The sequence below is a fragment of the Flavobacterium sp. AK-345 genome (assembly GCF_058310175.1).
This window is the reverse complement of the sequence record NZ_JBZEER010000004.1, coordinates 363,947-382,370: the sequence shown is the minus strand read 5'-3', so window position 1 is coordinate 382,370 and position 18,424 is coordinate 363,947. Positions and strand designations below refer to the sequence as shown.

Sequence of the window (18,424 nt, the reverse complement as noted above, 5' to 3'; positions counted from 1 at the left end):
GCCATTTTGAAGATGATGTTTTTGAATATCTTTCCATATTTTTACACTTTTGTGTAAACCTATTTTAGGACAAGACAAGAAGTTAAGTTTGTTATAGATGAAATAATTAAACGGATATAAAATGTAAAGAATTGTTGTTTAGGAAATCAACTGATTGATTTTGATTGCGTTTACGAGTAAGATGCTCGCGCCAGTGAGGAGCCACACGAAAGGATTCGTGCGGTAGTGGAGGAAATGGTTTAATGCTGGCAGAGATAAATCTATATTTGCTTAAGAAAATAGAAGAAATCCTACTTTATATGATCGAATGGGTAAAGAAAAGCATAAACAGTCTTTGTAAATTGAGATATTACAAAAAGAAAATGAAGGTATTAAAACTGTTTTCGAAAGATTATTTAAAATTGAACAAAAAACTAAAATAAATAAATACATGAAAAGAACATTCCTTTTTTTTACAATACTCTTTTACGCGTCTTCTTACAGTCAAACTTTTGATGGTAATTTGGGGACTAAAAGTTTGAATTGGGCTCAGAATCAAAAAGATTTTACTAGTTCTCCACGAGTTGGTATAGATCCTATGTCCATAAAACTTTGGGATAATTATAATAGTGCAAATTCACCTTCTCAATATGGTTCATTGTTAGAAATAAATGGAAGAGTGAATCATTTAGTTTCTCAGCTTTATTTTGTTGGTACAGGAGCTGACAACGACAGGATAAAGTACAGAACGGCATTTTATGGTCAAAATAACTGGACTGATTGGCGTAACATATTAGATTCAAAAAATGATGTTGAATCTATAGGTAATCTAAAAATTGAAGGGAATGGTTATATAGGTGGAAATTTTTCAGTTGGAAATAATCACGGTGTTAAACTGGCAGTAGGGAATTCTACATGGATAAGTACTTCGATAATTGAAACTGGCTATACTGATGCTTTAGGAGATTTTACAGATTTAAAAGTTGCAAGTTATCGTGATAGTTATGGTTTTATTCGAATCTTGAAAAATGGAAATGTTGGCATTGGCACAACAAACCCAACTTCAAAACTCACAGTTGCCGGAAACATTCATGCACAAGAAGTAAAAGTAACAATTAATGCAGGATCAGTTCCCGATTATGTTTTTGCAAATGATTATAAATTAAAATCATTGCATGAAGTCGAAGAATATATTAAGCAAAATCATCATTTACCAGAAATACCATCAGCCGGGGAAATAGAAAATAGCGGTTTAATGTTGGCAGAAATGAATATGAATTTACTTAAGAAGATTGAAGAATTGACGCTATACATGATTGAGTTTAAAAAGGAGAATGAACAAATCAAAAAAGAGAATGATTTATTTAAAAAGAATCAAATTGATTTAGAAAAAAGAATAAAACATCTTGAAAATAAATAAAAATGAAAAAGCTATATATTCTTGTAATATTATTAATTAGTAATGTTGTTTTTTGTCAAAATAATCTTTCGCCAACGGGAAATATTGGTATAGGAACTGAGAATCCGGTAAGTAAATTATCTGTTGTAGGTTCTATAACATTAAATAGTGGTTTAAATAATGCTTTGCCCCGACCTGCACTTTTGTCAGGAACTTCTGAATATGGAGAGATAAGGGGATATAGTATGCACGGAAACATGATGGATGATGGTTTTTTAAGATTATCTGCTGGAGGAGGAACGACTCCTTGGGCTAAAACTTATATAGATATTTCAGGATATTCTATAGTTCCCGATATGGATCGAAATATTGTTTTTGGAACTTCTAATGTCGAACGTATGCGCATTAATCAGGCTGGTAACATAGGCATCGGCACACCAAATCCAGATTCTAAACTTACAGTAGCCGGAAACATTCATGCACAGGAAGTAAAAGTAACAATTAGCGCAGGAGTAGTTCCTGATTATGTTTTTTCGAACGATTACAAATTAAAATCATTAGAGGAAGTTGAAGATTACATCAAACAAAATAGTCATTTACCAGAAATTCAATCTGCAACGGAAATAGAGAAAAATGGATTAATGCTGGCAGAAATGAATTTGACGTTGCTTAAGAAGATTGAAGAGTTGACGCTTTATATGATTGAAATGAAAAAGGAAATTGAACTTTTAAAAAGCGATAAAAAATAATTATGAAAAATATTGTCACCTTTATCTTCATTATTGCATCCTTCAATGCATTCTCTCAAATTAACTCCCCAAATGGAAGTAATATTTTTAGTTACAATGGTCTCGCTGATGTGACCTTTAGGTTTACAGATAGAGGGTCAGGGGGAAGGGCTTTTGTTCATGCAGACTACAATGTTTTGGCTCTAAATTTTGAAAATGATTTTAGTGGAGGAACGAGAATTGGTAATGATGTGTATTTTAAAGATAGAGGAAATTCTTTTATTGCTTCTGGAAATTTTGGTATAGGTACCACTAATCCTTTGGCAAAACTTGAAGTAAGGAATGGGAATATAATTGTGAGAAACTTTGAAAATAGGCTTAATGAATCAGCAATTATGATTGCGCATTCTATTAGTATTGGTGACTACGATACATTTGGAACTTCTGTTAGAACTTTTACCGAAAGTGCTGATGCAAATATTTATGCTCTGCAGTTTTTTACTCAGCAATCTCATCAAACTGGTCAAACTGAAAAATTGCGAATTCAAGGAAACGGCAACGTCGGCATCGGCACACCAAATCCAGATTCTAAACTTACAGTAGCCGGAAACATTCATGCGCGAGAAGTAAAAGTAACAATTAATGCAGGATCAGTTCCTGATTATGTTTTTGCTAATAATTATAAATTAAAATCACTTCAGGAAGTTGAAAATTATATAAAAGAAAATAGTCATTTGCCGGAAATTCCATCTGCAACGGAAATAGAAAAGAACGGATTAATGCTGGCAGAAATGAATTTGAATTTACTTAAGAAAGTTGAAGAATTAACGCTTTATATAATTGAACAAAATAAACGAATTGAAAAATTAGAAAAAGAAAAAAGATAACTACTATGAATTTTTTAACTATATAAAATGAAAGTAAATAAATTTTTAATTGTAATTGTACTTGGGGTATTAGGTGTAATAACTGTAAAAGCACAAACCTTGAACCCAACTTTTACCATAACCGCACCTGGTGCAGCTGATTCTTTTCGTGGAGGATATACATTTTCGTATACAGCGGCAGGAACTCCATGGAATGGAGCGTTAATAAGTTTCGGAGGAGCTGGAAACAATTATGATTGCCAAATAAACTCTGATTATCAAAAAAACCGAATTTCCTTTAGAACCAGAAATGGAGATTATAGTAATTCTTGGAATCCATGGAATGAATTAGTAACGACATTGGAGACAATAACTTTAGCGGAAATCAAAATATCGCAGGATCTGTAGGTATATCTACATCGGTATTAACTTCTCCATTGACAGTAGGGGAATTTCATGGGGTAAAATTATCAGTGGGTGGAACAACATGGGCAAGTAACAAAATTCTTTACACAAGTTGGATTTCGGGAATTGGAGATTTTACTGAAATAAATGTTGTAGGTAAATATGCAAATAATGCTTCTATAAGATTAATTGAAAACGGTAACGTGGGTATTGGTGCAGATAACCCCGATTCTAAACTTACAGTTGCCGGAAACATTCATGCAAGAGAAGTAAAAGTAACAGTTAAAGCAGGAGATGTTCCTGATTATGTTTTTGCTAATGATTATAAACTAAAATCACTTCAGGAAGTTGAAAATTATATAAAAGAAAATAGTCATTTACCTGAAATCCCATCTGCAACAGAAATAGAGAAAAATGGATTAATGCTGGCAGAAATGAATTTAAGCCTTCTTAAGAAGATAGAGGAAATGACGCTTTATATGATTGAACAAAATAAGAAAATTGAACAGATAAAGAAAGAAAATGAATCTTTTAAAATAGTTTTTGAAAGACTATCTAAAATTGAACAAAAATTAAAATAACAGATGCATAAAAAAAACGAGACTAGTAAAATAATTATAACATTGGCAATTGTATTGTTTAATGTAATAAACATGGTAGCGCAAACTTTAAACCCAACTTACAGTATAAGGACACCCGGTGAAGCAGATACTTTTAAAGGAGGTTATACTTTTTCATATGCGACTGCAGGCACGCCGTGGAATGGGGCATTAATAAGTTTTGGAGGTTTTGATAATAGATACGATTGTCAGATTAGTGCTGATTACGGTCCAAATGGGGGTAATCGAATTTCTTTTAGAACCAAAAATGCCGATTTAAATAATGGAGTTGGTATTTGGAATCCATGGAACGAATTAGCTACTCGAAGCGAAAATACCTTTACAGGGATTCAAACAATCTATGGTAGTTTATCGGTTAGAAATTTACCTAATAGTAATAACAGTTCTGCTATAATGATTGCACATTCTATTGCAAATGACAATCTTGTAACTTTTGGTACTTCTATAAGGTCAATCACTGAAAGCGAAGGTTCTAATATTTACGGAATGCAGTTCTTTACACAAGAGTCGCATGGAACAGGTCAAACTGAAAAATTGCGGATTCAAGGAAACGGCAACGTCGGCATCGGTACAACACATCCAGATTCGAGACTTACTGTGGCTGGAAACATTCATGCGCAAGAAGTAAAAGTAACAATTAACGCAGGATCAGTTCCTGATTATGTTTTTGCGAATGATTATAAACTAAAATCATTACAGGAAGTTGAAGATTACATTAAGCAAAATAGTCATTTACCGGAAATTCCATCTGCAACGGAAATAGAGAAAAATGGATTAATGCTGGCAGAAATGAATTTAAGCCTGCTTAAGAAAATGGAAGAAATGACACTCTACATGATCGAACAAAATAAGCAAATCATCGATTTAAAAAACCGATTAGAAAAAGTAGAATAAATTTCAGTAAAGTAATAAAAAGCGACATAATGTTAAAAAGCGAGATTTTGTATCTCGCTTTTTTTATTTATCAAATATTTTTCTACAACGTTGTATTTTTATTAAATCCTCATTTTTTATCTTAATTTTTATATGTATGCATAGTAATTAAGATTGCCAAAGCACTCTTCTTGCTGTTAGTTTAACAAAACAGAATACAGAAAAGTTAAAATACAGGCAAAAAACATGTGTAATATTAATTTTTTTTAACGTTTTTTTATTAATATCAAAATTATTTGTATTTTGGTAACATAAACTAACAAAAAACCTAAACCAATGAGAGTGTATTTGCTAATTATGTTGTTTTTCTGCGGAATTTCCTTTGCGCAGAATACAGTTACCGGTTCCGTAACCGACAGTAACAAACAATCTATTCCTGGTGCCAATATTAATGTAGTGGGAAGTTCGAGTGGAGCTTCAACCGATTTTGATGGTTCCTTTAAATTGAATACTTCTGCTAAACCACCTTTTGTAATTAAAGTTTCGGCAGTAGGATTTGAAACAAAAACAATCAATATTACATCATTAAATCAAAATGTCAGTGTAGTTTTAAAAGATGAAGAAACGAAATTAGACGAAATTGTAGTTTCTGCTTCGAGAACTCCTGAACGTGTAATCGAATCTCCTGTTACAATTGAAAGAATGGGAATTCAGGAAATTAAAAACACCACGGCAGCTACTTTTTATGACGGTTTAGAGAATTTAAAAGAGGTGAATTTTAACACAAGTAGTATTTCTTTTAAATCAATAAATACCAGAGGTTTTGCTACAGTGGCAAATACTCGTTTTATGCAATTAGTCGACGGAATGGATAATTCATCACCAGCCTTAAACTTTGTGTTAGGAAACTTAATTGGTGTTTCTGATATTGATGTGGCAAGTGTAGAACTTTTGCCGGGAGCATCTTCTGCATTATACGGCGCCAATGCTTTTAACGGTATTATGTTTATGACTAGTAAAAGTCCTTTTGCTAATGAAGGAATAAGTGTCTATTATAAATACGGACAAACAAGTCAGGATGCTGCCGGAACAAATGATTATAATGATTTTGGAATCAGAGCAGCAAAAGCATTTACCAAACATTTTGCTTTGAAAGCAAATTTCACGTACATGGAGGCTTCCGAATGGATCGCAGCAGATACGAGAAGTATGACCGGAGGTTCTGTTGGACATGCAATGAATCAAAATTACGATGGATTAAATATATATGGAGATGAAGTTACAACGTTTATTCCAAATGTTGGACAAGTAAGCAGAACCGGATACCGCGAGCAGGACTTAACTGATAACAAAGTTACAAGTATGAAGGCCGATTTTAGCGCTCACATCAAGCCTTTTGCAGATGATACTGAAATTATATTGCAATATAAAATCGGTACAGGAAGTACAATTTATCAGGGAGCAAACAGATATGCTTTGAAAGATTTCTTAATGCAACAGGGTAAATTTGAAATAAAAGGGAAGAACTTTTTTGGAAGGGTTTATTTTACAAGTGAAGATGCAGGAGATTCTTATGATATGAGATTTGCCGGATGGAATGTAAACAGATTAGCAAAATCAGATAAAAACTGGTTTACAGATTACGGAACAGCATTTCAATTATCATCAGCAGTACTTGGTTTTAATGCAAATGACGCTGCTAATTATGCAAGAAATTTTGCTGATTACAATGTTGCGCCAGGTTTAGGATTAACTCCAAATATTGATCCTCTTAATCCAAGTGCTCCAAGATCAGCAAGATTTGAGCCGGGTTCTGCACAATTTAATAATGCGCTTACTACTGTAACTTCTAATCCTGATTTAACTCAGGGAGCAAAATTTATTGATCATTCAAAATTATATCATTCAGATATAAATTATAATTTCAGAGATCTTATCAAATTTGCCGAAATTCAGGTTGGTGGTTCTTGGAGAAAATATATAATGGATTCAGAAGGAACAATCTTTACAGATTACGATGGTCCGATCGATTATAAAGAATATGGTGCATATGCACAATTGCAAAAAAAATGGATGGACGACAGATTAAAATTTACAGGATCTGTACGTTACGATAAAAGCCAGAATTTTGACGGTAATGTTTCGCCAAGAATTTCATTTGTATATTCTGCAGGTGAATCAAAAAGACATAATTTCAGAGTATCCTATCAGACAGGTTTCCGTAACCCAACTACTCAGGATCAATATATTGGTTTAGATTTAGGGCCTTTTGCATTAATTGGTTCTGCAGCTGATAATTTAGATCGTTTTCAGGAAACTCAGCCTGTAAGTCTTGCCGGTCAGGCTTTACCAGGTAATGGGGCAACAGTTGATTTATCAGGTCGTAGTGCTTATGAAAACTCTTATACATTAGCTTCTGTTCAGGCATTCGCGGCATCTGCAAATCCAGCAGATCTTAAAGTAGCAAATCCTAGATTAGTAAAACCAGAAGAAGTACAGGCTTTTGAAGTAGGTTATCGTACAGTGGTTCAAAACGATTTGTCTATTGATATCAATGGATACTACAATATTTACAACGATTTTATGAATACCTCTAGAGTAATTACTCCTTATTATGGAACAGCAGGATCAGATCCTACAGATCCTAATGTTCAATTAAGTTATGCTGCTTTGGCTTTTGGTGACAGAAGAGTTTATCAGGTATATACCAATACTATTGCTCAAATTACATCATTAGGTTTTGGAGTTGGATTGTCTAAAAAAGTATATAAAGACTTTGAATTAGGAGTTAATTACAATTATGCTCAATTTGATTTTGATCAAACAGAAGATCCAAGTTTTGTTGCAGGATTTAATACTCCGAAACACAGAATTAAAGGTTCTTTTGGAAATGCTAAAGTGACTAAAAACTTAGGTTTTAATGTTAATGTAAGATGGAATACAGAATATTTGTGGCAATCTTCTTTTGGTGACGGAATGATTCCGGAAAATACAGTGCTTGATGCTCAGGTTAATTATGGTATTCCAAAATTAAAATCTGTTATTAAAGTTGGAGCAACAAATCTTTTCGGGAAAGATTACCTTCAGGTAGTTGGTGCAGGTATGGTTGGTCAGATGTGGTTTGCTTCATGGATAATTAATCCTTAAAACGACAGTGTTTATTTGATCAAAAAAGATTTTCTTTCTTTTTACGGCTTACTAATAAGAAAGAGCTAATAATTTAAAAGTTAATAACATGAAAAAAAATATAAAATGGCTATTATTGGTTTCTTTGACCTTTATAGCGGCTTGTAATAATGACGATGATAACAATACTCCCGAAGAAGTTCCTGTAACTCCGGGTTCGGCAGTTTTTACAAAATATGTAGCACTTGGAGATTCTTTTGCTGCGGGCTACAGCGATAATTCATTGTTTAAAAAAGGACAGGAAAACGGCTACGCCAATATATTATCTCAACAGTTTGCGGCAGCAGGTGGCGGTACTTTTACGATACCGTATGCAAATGATAATATTGGAGGATTATTGTTTGGAGGTCAGGTAAATCCGGCTTTCGGACCACGTTTGTACTTTAACGGAACCGCGCCACTTCCTGTATCTGGCGTGCCAACTACCGAAGTTATGACACATCTTACAGGTACCTTTAATAATTTAGGAGTTCCTGGTGCTAAAAGCTTTCACTTAGTAGCAAACGGTTATGGTAATCCGGCAGGTTTGGCTATTGGGGCAGCGAATCCTTATTTTGTTCGATTTGCAAGTTCACCTTCAACTTCAGTTTTGGCAGATGCGTTAATTCAGACACCTACATTTTTCTCTTTGTTTATTGGAGGAAATGATGTCCTGAGTTATGCAACTTCTGGCGGAGTTGGAAAAGATCAGACAGGTAATCCAAATCCGGCAACTTATGGCAGCAATGATATTACAGATCCTGCTGTTTTTGCAAATGTATATACTTCTATGGCGACTGCTTTAACCGCAAATGGAGCAAAAGGTGTTGTGGCAAATTTACCTTATATCACGGCTTTGCCTTATTTTACAACAGTTCCTTACAATCCGCTTACGGCTAAATCTTTAGGTAATAATGATGAGGCTGTCGGAAAAGCAACTATTCAAGCACTTAACGCACAATTATATGGACCGTTAAAACAAGCTTTGACAGCTTTTAGTGCAGGTGACAGAATTAATTTATTGTCTGAAACAGGTGCAAATCCATTATTAATTAAAGATGAAAGTCTGTCAAATTTATCTGCTCAGTTAACAGCTGCTTTTACTCCAACTTTGGGTGCGCAAACAGCGGCTTTTTATGGTGCTGTTTTTGGACAGGCAAGACAAGCCAAAGCTACAGATCTTCCGGTATTACCAACCAGAACAGTTATTGGTACAGCTCCTGTTGCTGGTGACTCTGGAATTGGAATTGCACCGCCGGCTCCATTAAATAAATTTGGTGTTACATACCCATTACAAGATAAACACGTATTGATTCCTACTGAAATTGCAGAAATTAAAACTGCAACAGACGCCTTTAATACAACAATTGCTGCAGTTGCAACTGAAAAAGGTCTGGCATTAGTTGATACTAGAGCTGTGTTGACGCAATTGGCAAGTACAGGAATCAAATTTGGAAATTTCAGTTTAACATCTGCCTATGTTACCGGCGGTGCTTTTTCATTAGACGGAATTCACCCAAGCGCAAGGGGTTATGCATTAATTGCTAATATATTTGTAGACGCGATTAATGCAAAATACGGTTCAACTTTACGTCATGTAGATTTGAGCACATATCCAAGTCAATATCCAAAATCATTATAAAAAACCATTTTTTTTACGAAGAAAGCCGCTCATTTCAAAATGCAGTGGCTTTTTTTATTTGTGGAAAAAATTGCCATTTTAGATATTTGAAGCCTGACTTTTAGGAATCAAACAAAATCATGGTATTTTTTATGAAAAAAAAATTGATTTTATATTTTAAAAAATTATCTTTGCGCTCTGAAAAAAGAGGTATTTTCGATAAACCTAAATAGCTATTTAATAAATACATAAGTAATGTCAAAAGTAATAGGAAAAGTTGCTCAAATCATTGGACCAGTAGTTGACGTAGTTTTCAACGGTAAGGATGTTGAACTTCCAAAAATTTATGATTCACTAGAAATCACTAAAAAAGACGGAACATTGTTAGTTCTAGAAGTGCAATCTCACATTGGAGAAAACACTGTTCGTACCATTTCTATGGACTCTACAGACGGTTTGTCAAGAGGATATGAAGTAGTTGGAACAGGAAATCCAATCCAAATGCCAATCGGTCCAGATGTATATGGAAGATTATTTAATGTAATTGGAGATGCAATTGATGGTTTAGGAAACTTGCCAAAAACAGGAGAAAATGGTTTGTCTATCCACAGATCAGCTCCTAAATTCGAAGATCTATCAACTTCATCAGAAGTTTTATTCACAGGTATTAAAGTAATCGATTTAATTGAGCCTTATGCAAAAGGAGGTAAAATTGGATTGTTTGGTGGTGCAGGTGTTGGAAAAACAGTATTGATTCAGGAGTTGATCAACAATATTGCAAAAGGTCACGGTGGACTTTCTGTATTCGCAGGAGTAGGAGAAAGAACACGTGAAGGAAATGACTTGCTTCGTGAGATGTTAGAGTCAGGAATTATTAAATATGGTGATGATTTCATGCACTCTATGGAAAATGGAGGATGGGATTTATCTAAAGTAGATATGCCAGGAATGAGAGAGTCTAAAGCTACTTTCGTTTTCGGACAAATGAATGAGCCTCCTGGAGCTCGTGCACGTGTAGCACTTTCAGGATTATCTATCGCAGAGTACTTCCGTGATGGAGCAGGAACTGATCAAGGTAAAGACGTATTGTTTTTCGTTGATAACATCTTCCGTTTTACACAAGCAGGTTCTGAAGTATCAGCACTTTTAGGTCGTATGCCTTCTGCAGTAGGATACCAACCAACTTTGGCAACAGAGATGGGAGCTATGCAAGAGCGTATTACATCTACAAACAAAGGATCTATTACATCTGTACAGGCGGTTTACGTTCCTGCGGATGATTTAACTGACCCGGCGCCGGCTACAACTTTCGCCCACTTAGATGCTACAACAGTATTGTCTCGTAAAATTGCTGAGCTAGGTATTTACCCAGCGGTTGACCCGTTAGATTCTACTTCAAGAATTTTAACTCCTCAAATTTTAGGAAATGAGCACTACGACTGTGCACAAAGAGTAAAAGAAATTCTTCAAAAATACAAACAATTGCAAGATATTATTGCGATCTTAGGTATGGAAGAATTATCAGAAGAAGATAAATTATCAGTATCAAGAGCACGTCGTGTTCAACGTTTCTTGTCTCAGCCTTTCCACGTAGCGGAACAATTTACAGGTATTCCTGGAGTATTGGTTGACATTAAAGATACTATCAAAGGATTTAACATGATTATCGACGGTGAGTTAGATCACCTTCCTGAAGCAGCTTTCAACTTGAAAGGTTCTATTCAGGATGCTATCGAAGCTGGAGAAAAAATGTTGGCTGAAGCTTAATATAAATTATGATTTATGAGTTATAAATTATGAGTTTCAACTCACTTATAACTCATAACTTATAACTCATAACTAAAAAAAGATGATTTTAGAAATAGTATCACCAGAAGCAAAATTATTTTCAGGAGAAGTAACTTCAGTTACATTGCCTGGAGTTGATGGAAGCTTTCAAATATTGAATAATCACGCTCCTATTGTTTCTATTCTGGAAAAAGGAACTGTAAAAATTACAGCTCCAAAGTTTAATTTTTCTAAAGAGGTAGCGAGTAAATTCACGAAAGTAAACGAACAGACCTATACATTAGAGATCAATTCAGGTACAATCGAGATGAAAGACAATAAAGTAATTGTTTTAGCAGACTAAAACAGTTTCAAAATAAATGAAAAAGCCAAACGTAATTGTTTGGCTTTTTTTATTTTTGGAACATGAAAAATAATGACAAATTTGAAATTTCGATTTTAGCTAAGAAAAGAAGTTGGTACGAATTAGTACTAGCGGCTGTCTTTTACGGTATTTTTATCTATTTGTTAGGGATTGTTATTTATGTACTTTATTTAGGCATTTCTTTTATTCTTTTTATTAAGCTAATGACAGCATTTGTTTCTGTTGGAGGATTCTGTTTTATTTATGGATTAACTTTTTCTGCCACAAGAGACATTATTATAAATGTTACAGATAGTGTTATTATAACAAGATACGTTGTGGGGTCATTTTCATACGATGTAAAATCTAAAGTAACAGAGTTTGAATATGTTTCTTTTTTTCAGGATAAATGGGGTGAGTATGGTACTAATCTCTGGTATGTTAAAAACAGGCATTATAAAATGTTTAGTTTTGAGAGTAAAGAAGCGGCGTATCAATTTTGTCTGGACATATCAAATAAACTAAATATTGATATACTCGATGCGACCGAAAGAGGAAACTTCGTCTGGGTAGAAAAAGAAAACCTAAAATAAATAAAAGTCAGACAATTACGAATCGCTTTTATTTTTTACTTTTGAAGTATTAAAATCTCTTTATAAAATATTGATCATTATAAAAGTTCAGTAAGCTTTTATTTTTTCGTTTTATCGCATTGATAAAACGTGATTTATCTATGTCAAAATTTTATAAAGAAAATACATGAAAAATATAAAAAAAGTTGCCGTTCTTGGAGGCGGTGGCAGAACTGGAAAATATCTTGTAAACCAGTTATTGAATGAAGGATTTAGCATAAAACTTTTGCTGAGACATCCGGAAGATTTTACAATTCAAGATCCAAATATCGAAATTATTGAAGGTGACGCAATTAATTCTAAAAGTATTCAGTTATTGCTTGAAGATTGTGATGCTGTTATTAGTACAATCGGCCAGCGTCAAGGTGAACCTTTGGTAGCAAGTTCTGCTACAATGAATGTTTTGAAATCGATGAATGACTTCGGAATAAAACGCTACATTTTATTGGCAGGACTTAATATTGATACACCTTTTGATAATAAAAGTACCAAAACTACTTTGGCTACAGAATATATGAAAACCAATTTTCCGGTAATTCAGGAAGATCGTCAAAAAACCTATGATCTTTTGGTGAATAGCAATATAGACTGGATATTAGTTCGCGTTCCGTTTATTGAATTTACATATGTTAATTCAACAATAATAGTTGATTTGGAAGATTGTCCCGGTGATAAAATCAATGCTGGAGATATTGCAAATTTTATGGTTGATCAAATTACAGATGATGAATTCATTAGAAAATCACCATTTATAACCAATTAACAAGCTTTAAAATAAACAGCGGGTAACATCAAACCCGCTGTTTAATATCATTTTCATAACTTTGCTTTTATGAAATTACCTGAAAACCTTATACAGAAATTAGAAATCCGAAAGGAGAATAACTCACTAAGAAAGTTGCCAAGCTTTAATAATCTTGTTGATTTTTCTTCTAATGATTATATTGGTTTTTCAAAATCAGAAAGCATTTTCAAACAAACGCATCATTATTTGATTGAAAATGAAATCCTGCAAAACGGCGCAACAGGTTCCCGATTGATTTCTGGTAATCATGATGCATACCAAAATACAGAAATTTTTATTGCGCAATTTCATGACGTAGAATCGGCTCTAATTTTCAATTCGGGTTACGATGCCAATGTTGGCTTTTTTAGCGCTGTACCGCAAAGAAATGATGTTATATTGTATGATGAATTAAGTCATGCTTCAATCAGGGACGGAATTACAATGTCGAATGCCAAATCGTATAAATTCAATCACAATGATTTTGAAGATTTAGAACGATTAATTCAGAAATTTCCCGAAACAAATATTTACATCGTTACAGAAACCGTTTTCTCGATGGATGGTGATAGTCCTAATCTGGAAGAATTGGTTTTACTTTCTGAAAAATACAATTGTTATTTAATTGTTGATGAAGCGCATACGTTGGGCGTTTTTGGAGAAAATGGTGAAGGCTTAATGCAATATCTGCAATTACACAATCGCATCTTTGCCAGAATAATGACTTTCGGAAAAGGATTAGGCTGTCACGGAGCAGCAGTTTTGGGAAGTTCTGATCTTAAAGAATATCTGGTCAATTTTGCCCGAAGTTTTATTTATACAACCGGATTATCTCCACATTCCGTAATTACAATTCTTACTGCCTATCAACATCTGGAAATCGAAAAAGCAAATATTGAAAAATTGCGCCAGAACATTGTGTTTTTTAATCAGCAGAAAAATTTATTAGGATTAAAGCCAATGTTTGTTCGAAGCAAATCAGCTATTCAATCGGCCATAGTTCCGGGCAATCAAAATGTAAAACAATTGGCTCAACAGCTTCAGGATAAAGGTTTTGATGTAAAGCCAATATTGTCTCCAACTGTTCCGGAAGGTCAGGAACGTTTACGTTTTTGTATTCACAGCTATAATTCAGAAGAAGAAATTAATCAGATCTTACAATTGTTAGGAAATTTCGTATTTTAGCCCGCCGATTAAACGGATTAAGCAGGTTTGCACGGATGATTATGACTGATTTACTACATAAAGAAATTTCTAAACCTATTTTAAAAATATTTTACGACGTTTATAATCAACTTGGTTATGGCTTTCTCGAAAAAGTATATCAAAACGCAATGTATTTTGAACTAATTGAACAAGGTTATAAAGTTGAAGCTCAAAAGCAAATAAAAGTTTATTTCAAAAATAAATTAGTTGGCGAATTTTATGCTGATTTATTAGTTGAAGACGCAATAATTCTTGAACTCAAGTCTTGTGAATGTCTAGTAAATGCACATGTAGCACAATTAATGAATTACTTAAAATCAACAAAAATTGAAGTTGGATTAGTCCTTAATTTTGGAGAAAGCCCAGATTTTAAACGCTTAGTTTATACAAATAACAGAAAGCATAATTTGAAGAATCTCTCGGAATGAACATTTAGGAAGTTGATGTTTTTAGTTTAATAATTGTGATAACGAAAATGCAAAAGGAAATCAAAAAGATTTGAGACGAATTAAAAGAAGAATAGAAAAAATAGAACCCACGTAATGATGGGTTTATTGTTTATTGGTATTTTTGTGGAATAACTCAAGTACAAAACAGATCGAACTGATTTATACAAATTATCTAGTTGGTTTGTATAAATTAAAAAATAAATCCGCGATAATCGGCTCAATCTGTGTCATCCGCGGTCTATTAATTATGAAAATATTTATAACCGGTATTTCTACCGATGTTGGCAAAACCATAACTTCGGCAATTGTTGTTGAAGCCCTCGAAGCCGATTATTGGAAACCCGTTCAGGCAGGAGATTTAGATAATTCGGATAGTCACAAAGTAAAAAGTTTACTAAGTTGTCATACTGAGCGAAGCCGAAGTACCAAATCCCAATTCTATCCCAATTCTTATCAATTAAATACGCCCGCAAGTCCGCATTTGGCTGCAGAAATTGATGGAATTACAATTGATTTAAAAAAAATTCAGGAACCAAAAACAGATAATCATTTGGTTATTGAAGGCGCCGGCGGAATTTTTGTTCCGTTAAACGAAGAAGATTCAATTATTGATTTGATTCAGCCTGATTATAAAGTCATTGTAGTTTCAAGACATTATTTGGGAAGCATCAATCATACATTATTAACTATTGAAGCCATTCGAAATCGAGGTTTTGAAGTCTCTGGAATTATCTTTAGCGGAAGCGAAAATAAATCAACAGAAAGTTTAATTCTGAATAAAACCAAGATAAAATTTATTGGAAGAATTGACGAAGAACCGTATTTCGACCAAAATGTAATTCGCGAATATGCTGATTTATTTCGGGACAATCTTCTAAATTTATAGAACAAAGAATATAGAATAAAGAAAATAGACTTTCCTATCTTTGTCAAAATTATAGAAGTCTAGTCTTTTTTCTATACTCTCTACTCTATTTTCTAAATACCATGACATTAACAGAAAAAGACAGCCAATATCTTTGGCATCCTTATACACAACATAAAACAGCTCAAACACCAATAGCTATTTCTAGAGGTGAAGGTGCTTTGCTTTGGGATGAAAATGGCAAAGAATATATCGATGCGATCGCATCCTGGTGGGTAAATCCGTTTGGGCACAGTAATAAATTTATTGCAGATGCCATTTATAAGCAACTTACGACTTTGGAGCATGTTTTGTTTGGAGGTTTTACACACGAACCAGCCATAAAAGTAGCAGAGAAATTAATTGAAATTCTGCCAAAAAATCAACAGAAAGTATTCTTTTCAGATAATGGTTCAACTGCTGTTGAGGTTGCGATTAAAGTAGCTTTGCAATATTTTTTTAATAAAAATGAAAAACGAACTACAATAATTGCTTTTGAAAATGCTTTTCACGGTGACACTTTTGCGGCAATGGCCGCTAGTGGAATTTCATTTTATACGCAGGCATTTCAAGGAATGTTTATTGATGTTGTGAGAATTCCGGTTCCGGTAAAAGGGCAGGAGCAAGCTAGTTTTGATACTTTAATAAATGTAATTGAAAATCATAATTGTGCCGGATTTATCTTCGAACCTTTGGTGCAGGGAGCAGCCGGAATGGTAATGTATGAGCCGGAAGCATTAGCAAAATTAATTCAGATTTGTAAAGAGAATAATGTTTTGACTATTGCCGATGAAGTAATGACAGGCTTTGGTAAAACCGGAAAAACTTTTGCGATGGACTATGTTGATGAAAATCCGGACATGATTTGTTTGTCGAAAGCTTTGACAGGAGGAACAATCCCGATGGCAATTACAACTTTTACTCAGGAAGTTTTTGATGCTTTTTATGATGATGATATTAATAAAGCATTATTTCACGGACATACTTTTACGGCAAATCCAACGGGTTGTGCCGCAGCTTTGGCAAGTATTGATTTATTGCAAACTACAGAAATGCAATCTAGTATTGAGAGAATAAATGCGAGTCATTTGAGATTTCAAAAGAAAATTGAAAATCACGCAAAAGTTGTAACTGCCAGAACTTTGGGAGTTATTTTTGCAGTTGAAATTAAATCAGATTCAGAAGAAAGTTATTACGGATCAATGCGTAACAAACTGTATAATTTCTTTATTGAAAAAGGAGTTATTTTACGTCCGGTTGGAAATATAGTATACGTTCTTCCACCATATATTATGACAGACGAACAGCTTCAAAAAGTTTACAAAACAATTGAGGAAGCCATTGAAATGGTGTAATTTTGCCCACAGATGGCACGGATTAAACAGGTTTCACCGGTTTTAATAATTACCAGCGTAAATCAGTTTAATCCGTGGTCTATTTTTTTACTAAATAAAATATTTTGAATACACAAAAAATCGCCATAACAGCTTTTTCTTCTATTTCTCCTTTAGGAAATAATACTGATGCTGTTTGGAAAAAATATCTTGATAATCAACACTGTTTTTCGAAACAATTTTTAGATCAACAAGAAACTTCTGTTGCTGCTCTCGATCAGGAATCAAAGCAAATTATTGCTCAAGTTCGCGAATCAGATATTAAATATAAATTTCTGGATGATTCTGTATTGTTTGCTTTAACGGCTTCACGAAAAGCGGTTGAACAGGCAGGCTGGAGTTCGAATGATGTTTTCGGAATTAATATTGGTTCTTCACGTGGAGCGACAGATCTATTCGAGAAACATTATGCAGCATATTTAGATAGCGGAAAAGCACAAACTTTAGCATCGCCAACAACTACTTTAGGAAATATTTCATCCTGGATTGCTCACGATTTACAAAGTGTAGGTCCGGAAATTTCACACTCTATTACGTGTTCTACAGCGCTTCATGCAGTATTGAATGGAGTTGCATGGCTGAAATCTGGCATGGCCGATAAATTTTTGGTAGGAGGAAGTGAAGCTCCGTTGACTGATTTTACGATTGCTCAAATGCGTGCTCTAAAAATATATTCGCGTATTGATCAGGAAAAAGAACTTTGGCCAAATCTGGCTTTTGATTTTGAGAAAACACAAAACACCATGATTTTGGGTGAAGGTGCGGCAGTTTGCTGTTTAGAATCGGGAGAGAAAGAAAACGCAATTGCTTATATTACCGGAGTAGGTTATGCAACCGAGATTTTAGAGCATAATATTTCAATTTCTGCAGAAGCAGATTGTTTTCAAAAGTCTATGAAAATGGCTTTAAAAGATGAAAATCTAGAAGATATTGATGCAATTGTAATGCATGCACCGGGAACAATAAAAGGAGATTTGACAGAGTTGCGTGCAATAGAAAAAGTATTTGGAGAGAAATTACCTTTACTAACTACAAATAAATGGAAAATAGGACACACTTTTGGTGCTTCCGGAATATTGAGTTTAGAGTTAGCTCTTTTAATGATGAAAAATAATACTTTTATTGAAGTACCTTTTTCAGCAAAACAGAATCACACGAAAACAATAAAAAAGGTTTTAATTAATGCTGTTGGTTTTGGTGGAAATGCTGTTAGTATTTTGATTGAAAAAGCATAGTATTTGAATCGAATTTTAGCCATAAAAAAATCC

General features: G+C 33.8%; 17 protein-coding genes. All 17 read left to right on the top strand.

The genetic code is table 11. The features are described from left to right. The first annotated feature begins 430 nt into the window (after positions 1 to 430). The 17 genes from AC4FQ3_RS10705 (at position 431) to AC4FQ3_RS10625 (ending at position 18,391) form a co-directional block, all read left to right on the top strand. Positions 431 to 1,399 carry a hypothetical protein gene (locus tag AC4FQ3_RS10705; RefSeq protein ID WP_491181846.1) on the top strand — a complete coding sequence of 323 codons (969 nt, stop codon included), beginning with the start codon at positions 431 to 433 and terminating at the stop codon, positions 1,397 to 1,399. 2 nt (positions 1,400 to 1,401) lie between these two features. Next, complete coding sequence (locus AC4FQ3_RS10700; protein ID WP_491181845.1) at positions 1,402 to 2,127, top strand: tail fiber protein; 726 nt, start codon at positions 1,402 to 1,404, stop codon at positions 2,125 to 2,127. Positions 2,128 to 2,129: 2 nt separating this feature from the next. Then, positions 2,130 to 2,993 carry a hypothetical protein gene (locus AC4FQ3_RS10695; protein WP_491181844.1) on the top strand — a complete coding sequence of 288 codons (864 nt, stop codon included), beginning with the start codon at positions 2,130 to 2,132 and terminating at the stop codon, positions 2,991 to 2,993. Positions 2,994 to 3,020: 27 nt separating this feature from the next. Continuing rightward, positions 3,021 to 3,380 carry a hypothetical protein gene (locus AC4FQ3_RS10690; protein WP_491181843.1) on the top strand — a complete coding sequence of 120 codons (360 nt, stop codon included), beginning with the start codon at positions 3,021 to 3,023 and terminating at the stop codon, positions 3,378 to 3,380. 29 nt (positions 3,381 to 3,409) lie between these two features. After that, complete coding sequence (locus tag AC4FQ3_RS10685) at positions 3,410 to 3,958, top strand: hypothetical protein (protein WP_491181842.1); 549 nt, start codon at positions 3,410 to 3,412, stop codon at positions 3,956 to 3,958. A gap of 3 nt (positions 3,959 to 3,961) precedes the next feature. After that, positions 3,962 to 4,891 carry a hypothetical protein gene (locus AC4FQ3_RS10680; RefSeq protein ID WP_491181841.1) on the top strand — a complete coding sequence of 310 codons (930 nt, stop codon included), beginning with the start codon at positions 3,962 to 3,964 and terminating at the stop codon, positions 4,889 to 4,891. 315 nt (positions 4,892 to 5,206) lie between these two features. Continuing rightward, positions 5,207 to 8,017: a carboxypeptidase-like regulatory domain-containing protein gene (locus tag AC4FQ3_RS10675; protein WP_491181840.1), complete on the top strand. Its 2,811-nt coding sequence runs from the start codon at positions 5,207 to 5,209 to the stop codon at positions 8,015 to 8,017. An 88-nt stretch (positions 8,018 to 8,105) separates the two neighbouring features. Further along, on the top strand, positions 8,106 to 9,677 hold the full coding sequence (locus AC4FQ3_RS10670) for a G-D-S-L family lipolytic protein (RefSeq protein ID WP_491181839.1): 1,572 nt from the start codon (positions 8,106 to 8,108) through the stop codon (positions 9,675 to 9,677). Between the two features lie 234 nt (positions 9,678 to 9,911). Further along, positions 9,912 to 11,423: a F0F1 ATP synthase subunit beta gene (gene atpD, locus AC4FQ3_RS10665; RefSeq protein WP_042563499.1), complete on the top strand. Its 1,512-nt coding sequence runs from the start codon at positions 9,912 to 9,914 to the stop codon at positions 11,421 to 11,423. 82 nt (positions 11,424 to 11,505) lie between these two features. Then, positions 11,506 to 11,787 carry a F0F1 ATP synthase subunit delta/epsilon gene (locus tag AC4FQ3_RS10660; protein WP_073394301.1) on the top strand — a complete coding sequence of 94 codons (282 nt, stop codon included), beginning with the start codon at positions 11,506 to 11,508 and terminating at the stop codon, positions 11,785 to 11,787. Positions 11,788 to 11,849: 62 nt separating this feature from the next. Continuing rightward, positions 11,850 to 12,380 carry a hypothetical protein gene (locus AC4FQ3_RS10655; protein WP_302093964.1) on the top strand — a complete coding sequence of 177 codons (531 nt, stop codon included), beginning with the start codon at positions 11,850 to 11,852 and terminating at the stop codon, positions 12,378 to 12,380. Positions 12,381 to 12,546: 166 nt separating this feature from the next. After that, positions 12,547 to 13,182: an NAD(P)-dependent oxidoreductase gene (locus AC4FQ3_RS10650; RefSeq protein ID WP_491181838.1), complete on the top strand. Its 636-nt coding sequence runs from the start codon at positions 12,547 to 12,549 to the stop codon at positions 13,180 to 13,182. Between the two features lie 69 nt (positions 13,183 to 13,251). Next, positions 13,252 to 14,388, top strand: coding sequence for an aminotransferase class I/II-fold pyridoxal phosphate-dependent enzyme (locus tag AC4FQ3_RS10645; RefSeq protein WP_491181837.1), 1,137 nt, complete (start codon positions 13,252 to 13,254; stop codon positions 14,386 to 14,388). A 41-nt stretch (positions 14,389 to 14,429) separates the two neighbouring features. Continuing rightward, on the top strand, positions 14,430 to 14,837 hold the full coding sequence (locus AC4FQ3_RS10640) for a GxxExxY protein (protein WP_491181836.1): 408 nt from the start codon (positions 14,430 to 14,432) through the stop codon (positions 14,835 to 14,837). A 268-nt stretch (positions 14,838 to 15,105) separates the two neighbouring features. Then, the gene (bioD, locus tag AC4FQ3_RS10635) at positions 15,106 to 15,744 is read left to right on the top strand and encodes a dethiobiotin synthase (RefSeq protein WP_491181835.1); all 639 of its coding nucleotides are present in this window, start codon (positions 15,106 to 15,108) and stop codon (positions 15,742 to 15,744) included. Positions 15,745 to 15,845: 101 nt separating this feature from the next. Continuing rightward, positions 15,846 to 17,117: an adenosylmethionine--8-amino-7-oxononanoate transaminase gene (bioA, locus tag AC4FQ3_RS10630; RefSeq protein WP_491181834.1), complete on the top strand. Its 1,272-nt coding sequence runs from the start codon at positions 15,846 to 15,848 to the stop codon at positions 17,115 to 17,117. 104 nt (positions 17,118 to 17,221) lie between these two features. Further along, the gene (locus AC4FQ3_RS10625; protein WP_491181833.1) at positions 17,222 to 18,391 is read left to right on the top strand and encodes a beta-ketoacyl synthase N-terminal-like domain-containing protein; all 1,170 of its coding nucleotides are present in this window, start codon (positions 17,222 to 17,224) and stop codon (positions 18,389 to 18,391) included. The last annotated feature ends 33 nt before the right edge of the window (positions 18,392 to 18,424 follow it).

Bases quoted from the DNA above. Each gene is read 5' to 3' on its own strand.
- AC4FQ3_RS10695 (WP_491181844.1), top strand. From the start codon at position 2,130: ATGAAAAATATTGTCACCTTTATCTTCATTATTGCATCCTTCAATGCA.
- AC4FQ3_RS10640 (WP_491181836.1), top strand. From the start codon at position 14,430: ATGACTGATTTACTACATAAAGAAATTTCTAAACCTATTTTAAAAATA.
- AC4FQ3_RS10655 (WP_302093964.1), top strand. From the start codon at position 11,850: ATGAAAAATAATGACAAATTTGAAATTTCGATTTTAGCTAAGAAAAGA.
- AC4FQ3_RS10650 (WP_491181838.1), top strand. From the start codon at position 12,547: ATGAAAAATATAAAAAAAGTTGCCGTTCTTGGAGGCGGTGGCAGAACT.
- bioA (WP_491181834.1), top strand. From the start codon at position 15,846: ATGACATTAACAGAAAAAGACAGCCAATATCTTTGGCATCCTTATACA.
- AC4FQ3_RS10675 (WP_491181840.1), top strand. From the start codon at position 5,207: ATGAGAGTGTATTTGCTAATTATGTTGTTTTTCTGCGGAATTTCCTTT.
- atpD (WP_042563499.1), top strand. From the start codon at position 9,912: ATGTCAAAAGTAATAGGAAAAGTTGCTCAAATCATTGGACCAGTAGTT.
- AC4FQ3_RS10680 (WP_491181841.1), top strand. From the start codon at position 3,962: ATGCATAAAAAAAACGAGACTAGTAAAATAATTATAACATTGGCAATT.
- AC4FQ3_RS10690 (WP_491181843.1), top strand. From the start codon at position 3,021: ATGAAAGTAAATAAATTTTTAATTGTAATTGTACTTGGGGTATTAGGT.
- AC4FQ3_RS10645 (WP_491181837.1), top strand. From the start codon at position 13,252: ATGAAATTACCTGAAAACCTTATACAGAAATTAGAAATCCGAAAGGAG.
- bioD (WP_491181835.1), top strand. From the start codon at position 15,106: ATGAAAATATTTATAACCGGTATTTCTACCGATGTTGGCAAAACCATA.
- AC4FQ3_RS10705 (WP_491181846.1), top strand. From the start codon at position 431: ATGAAAAGAACATTCCTTTTTTTTACAATACTCTTTTACGCGTCTTCT.
- AC4FQ3_RS10670 (WP_491181839.1), top strand. From the start codon at position 8,106: ATGAAAAAAAATATAAAATGGCTATTATTGGTTTCTTTGACCTTTATA.
- AC4FQ3_RS10660 (WP_073394301.1), top strand. From the start codon at position 11,506: ATGATTTTAGAAATAGTATCACCAGAAGCAAAATTATTTTCAGGAGAA.
- AC4FQ3_RS10700 (WP_491181845.1), top strand. From the start codon at position 1,402: ATGAAAAAGCTATATATTCTTGTAATATTATTAATTAGTAATGTTGTT.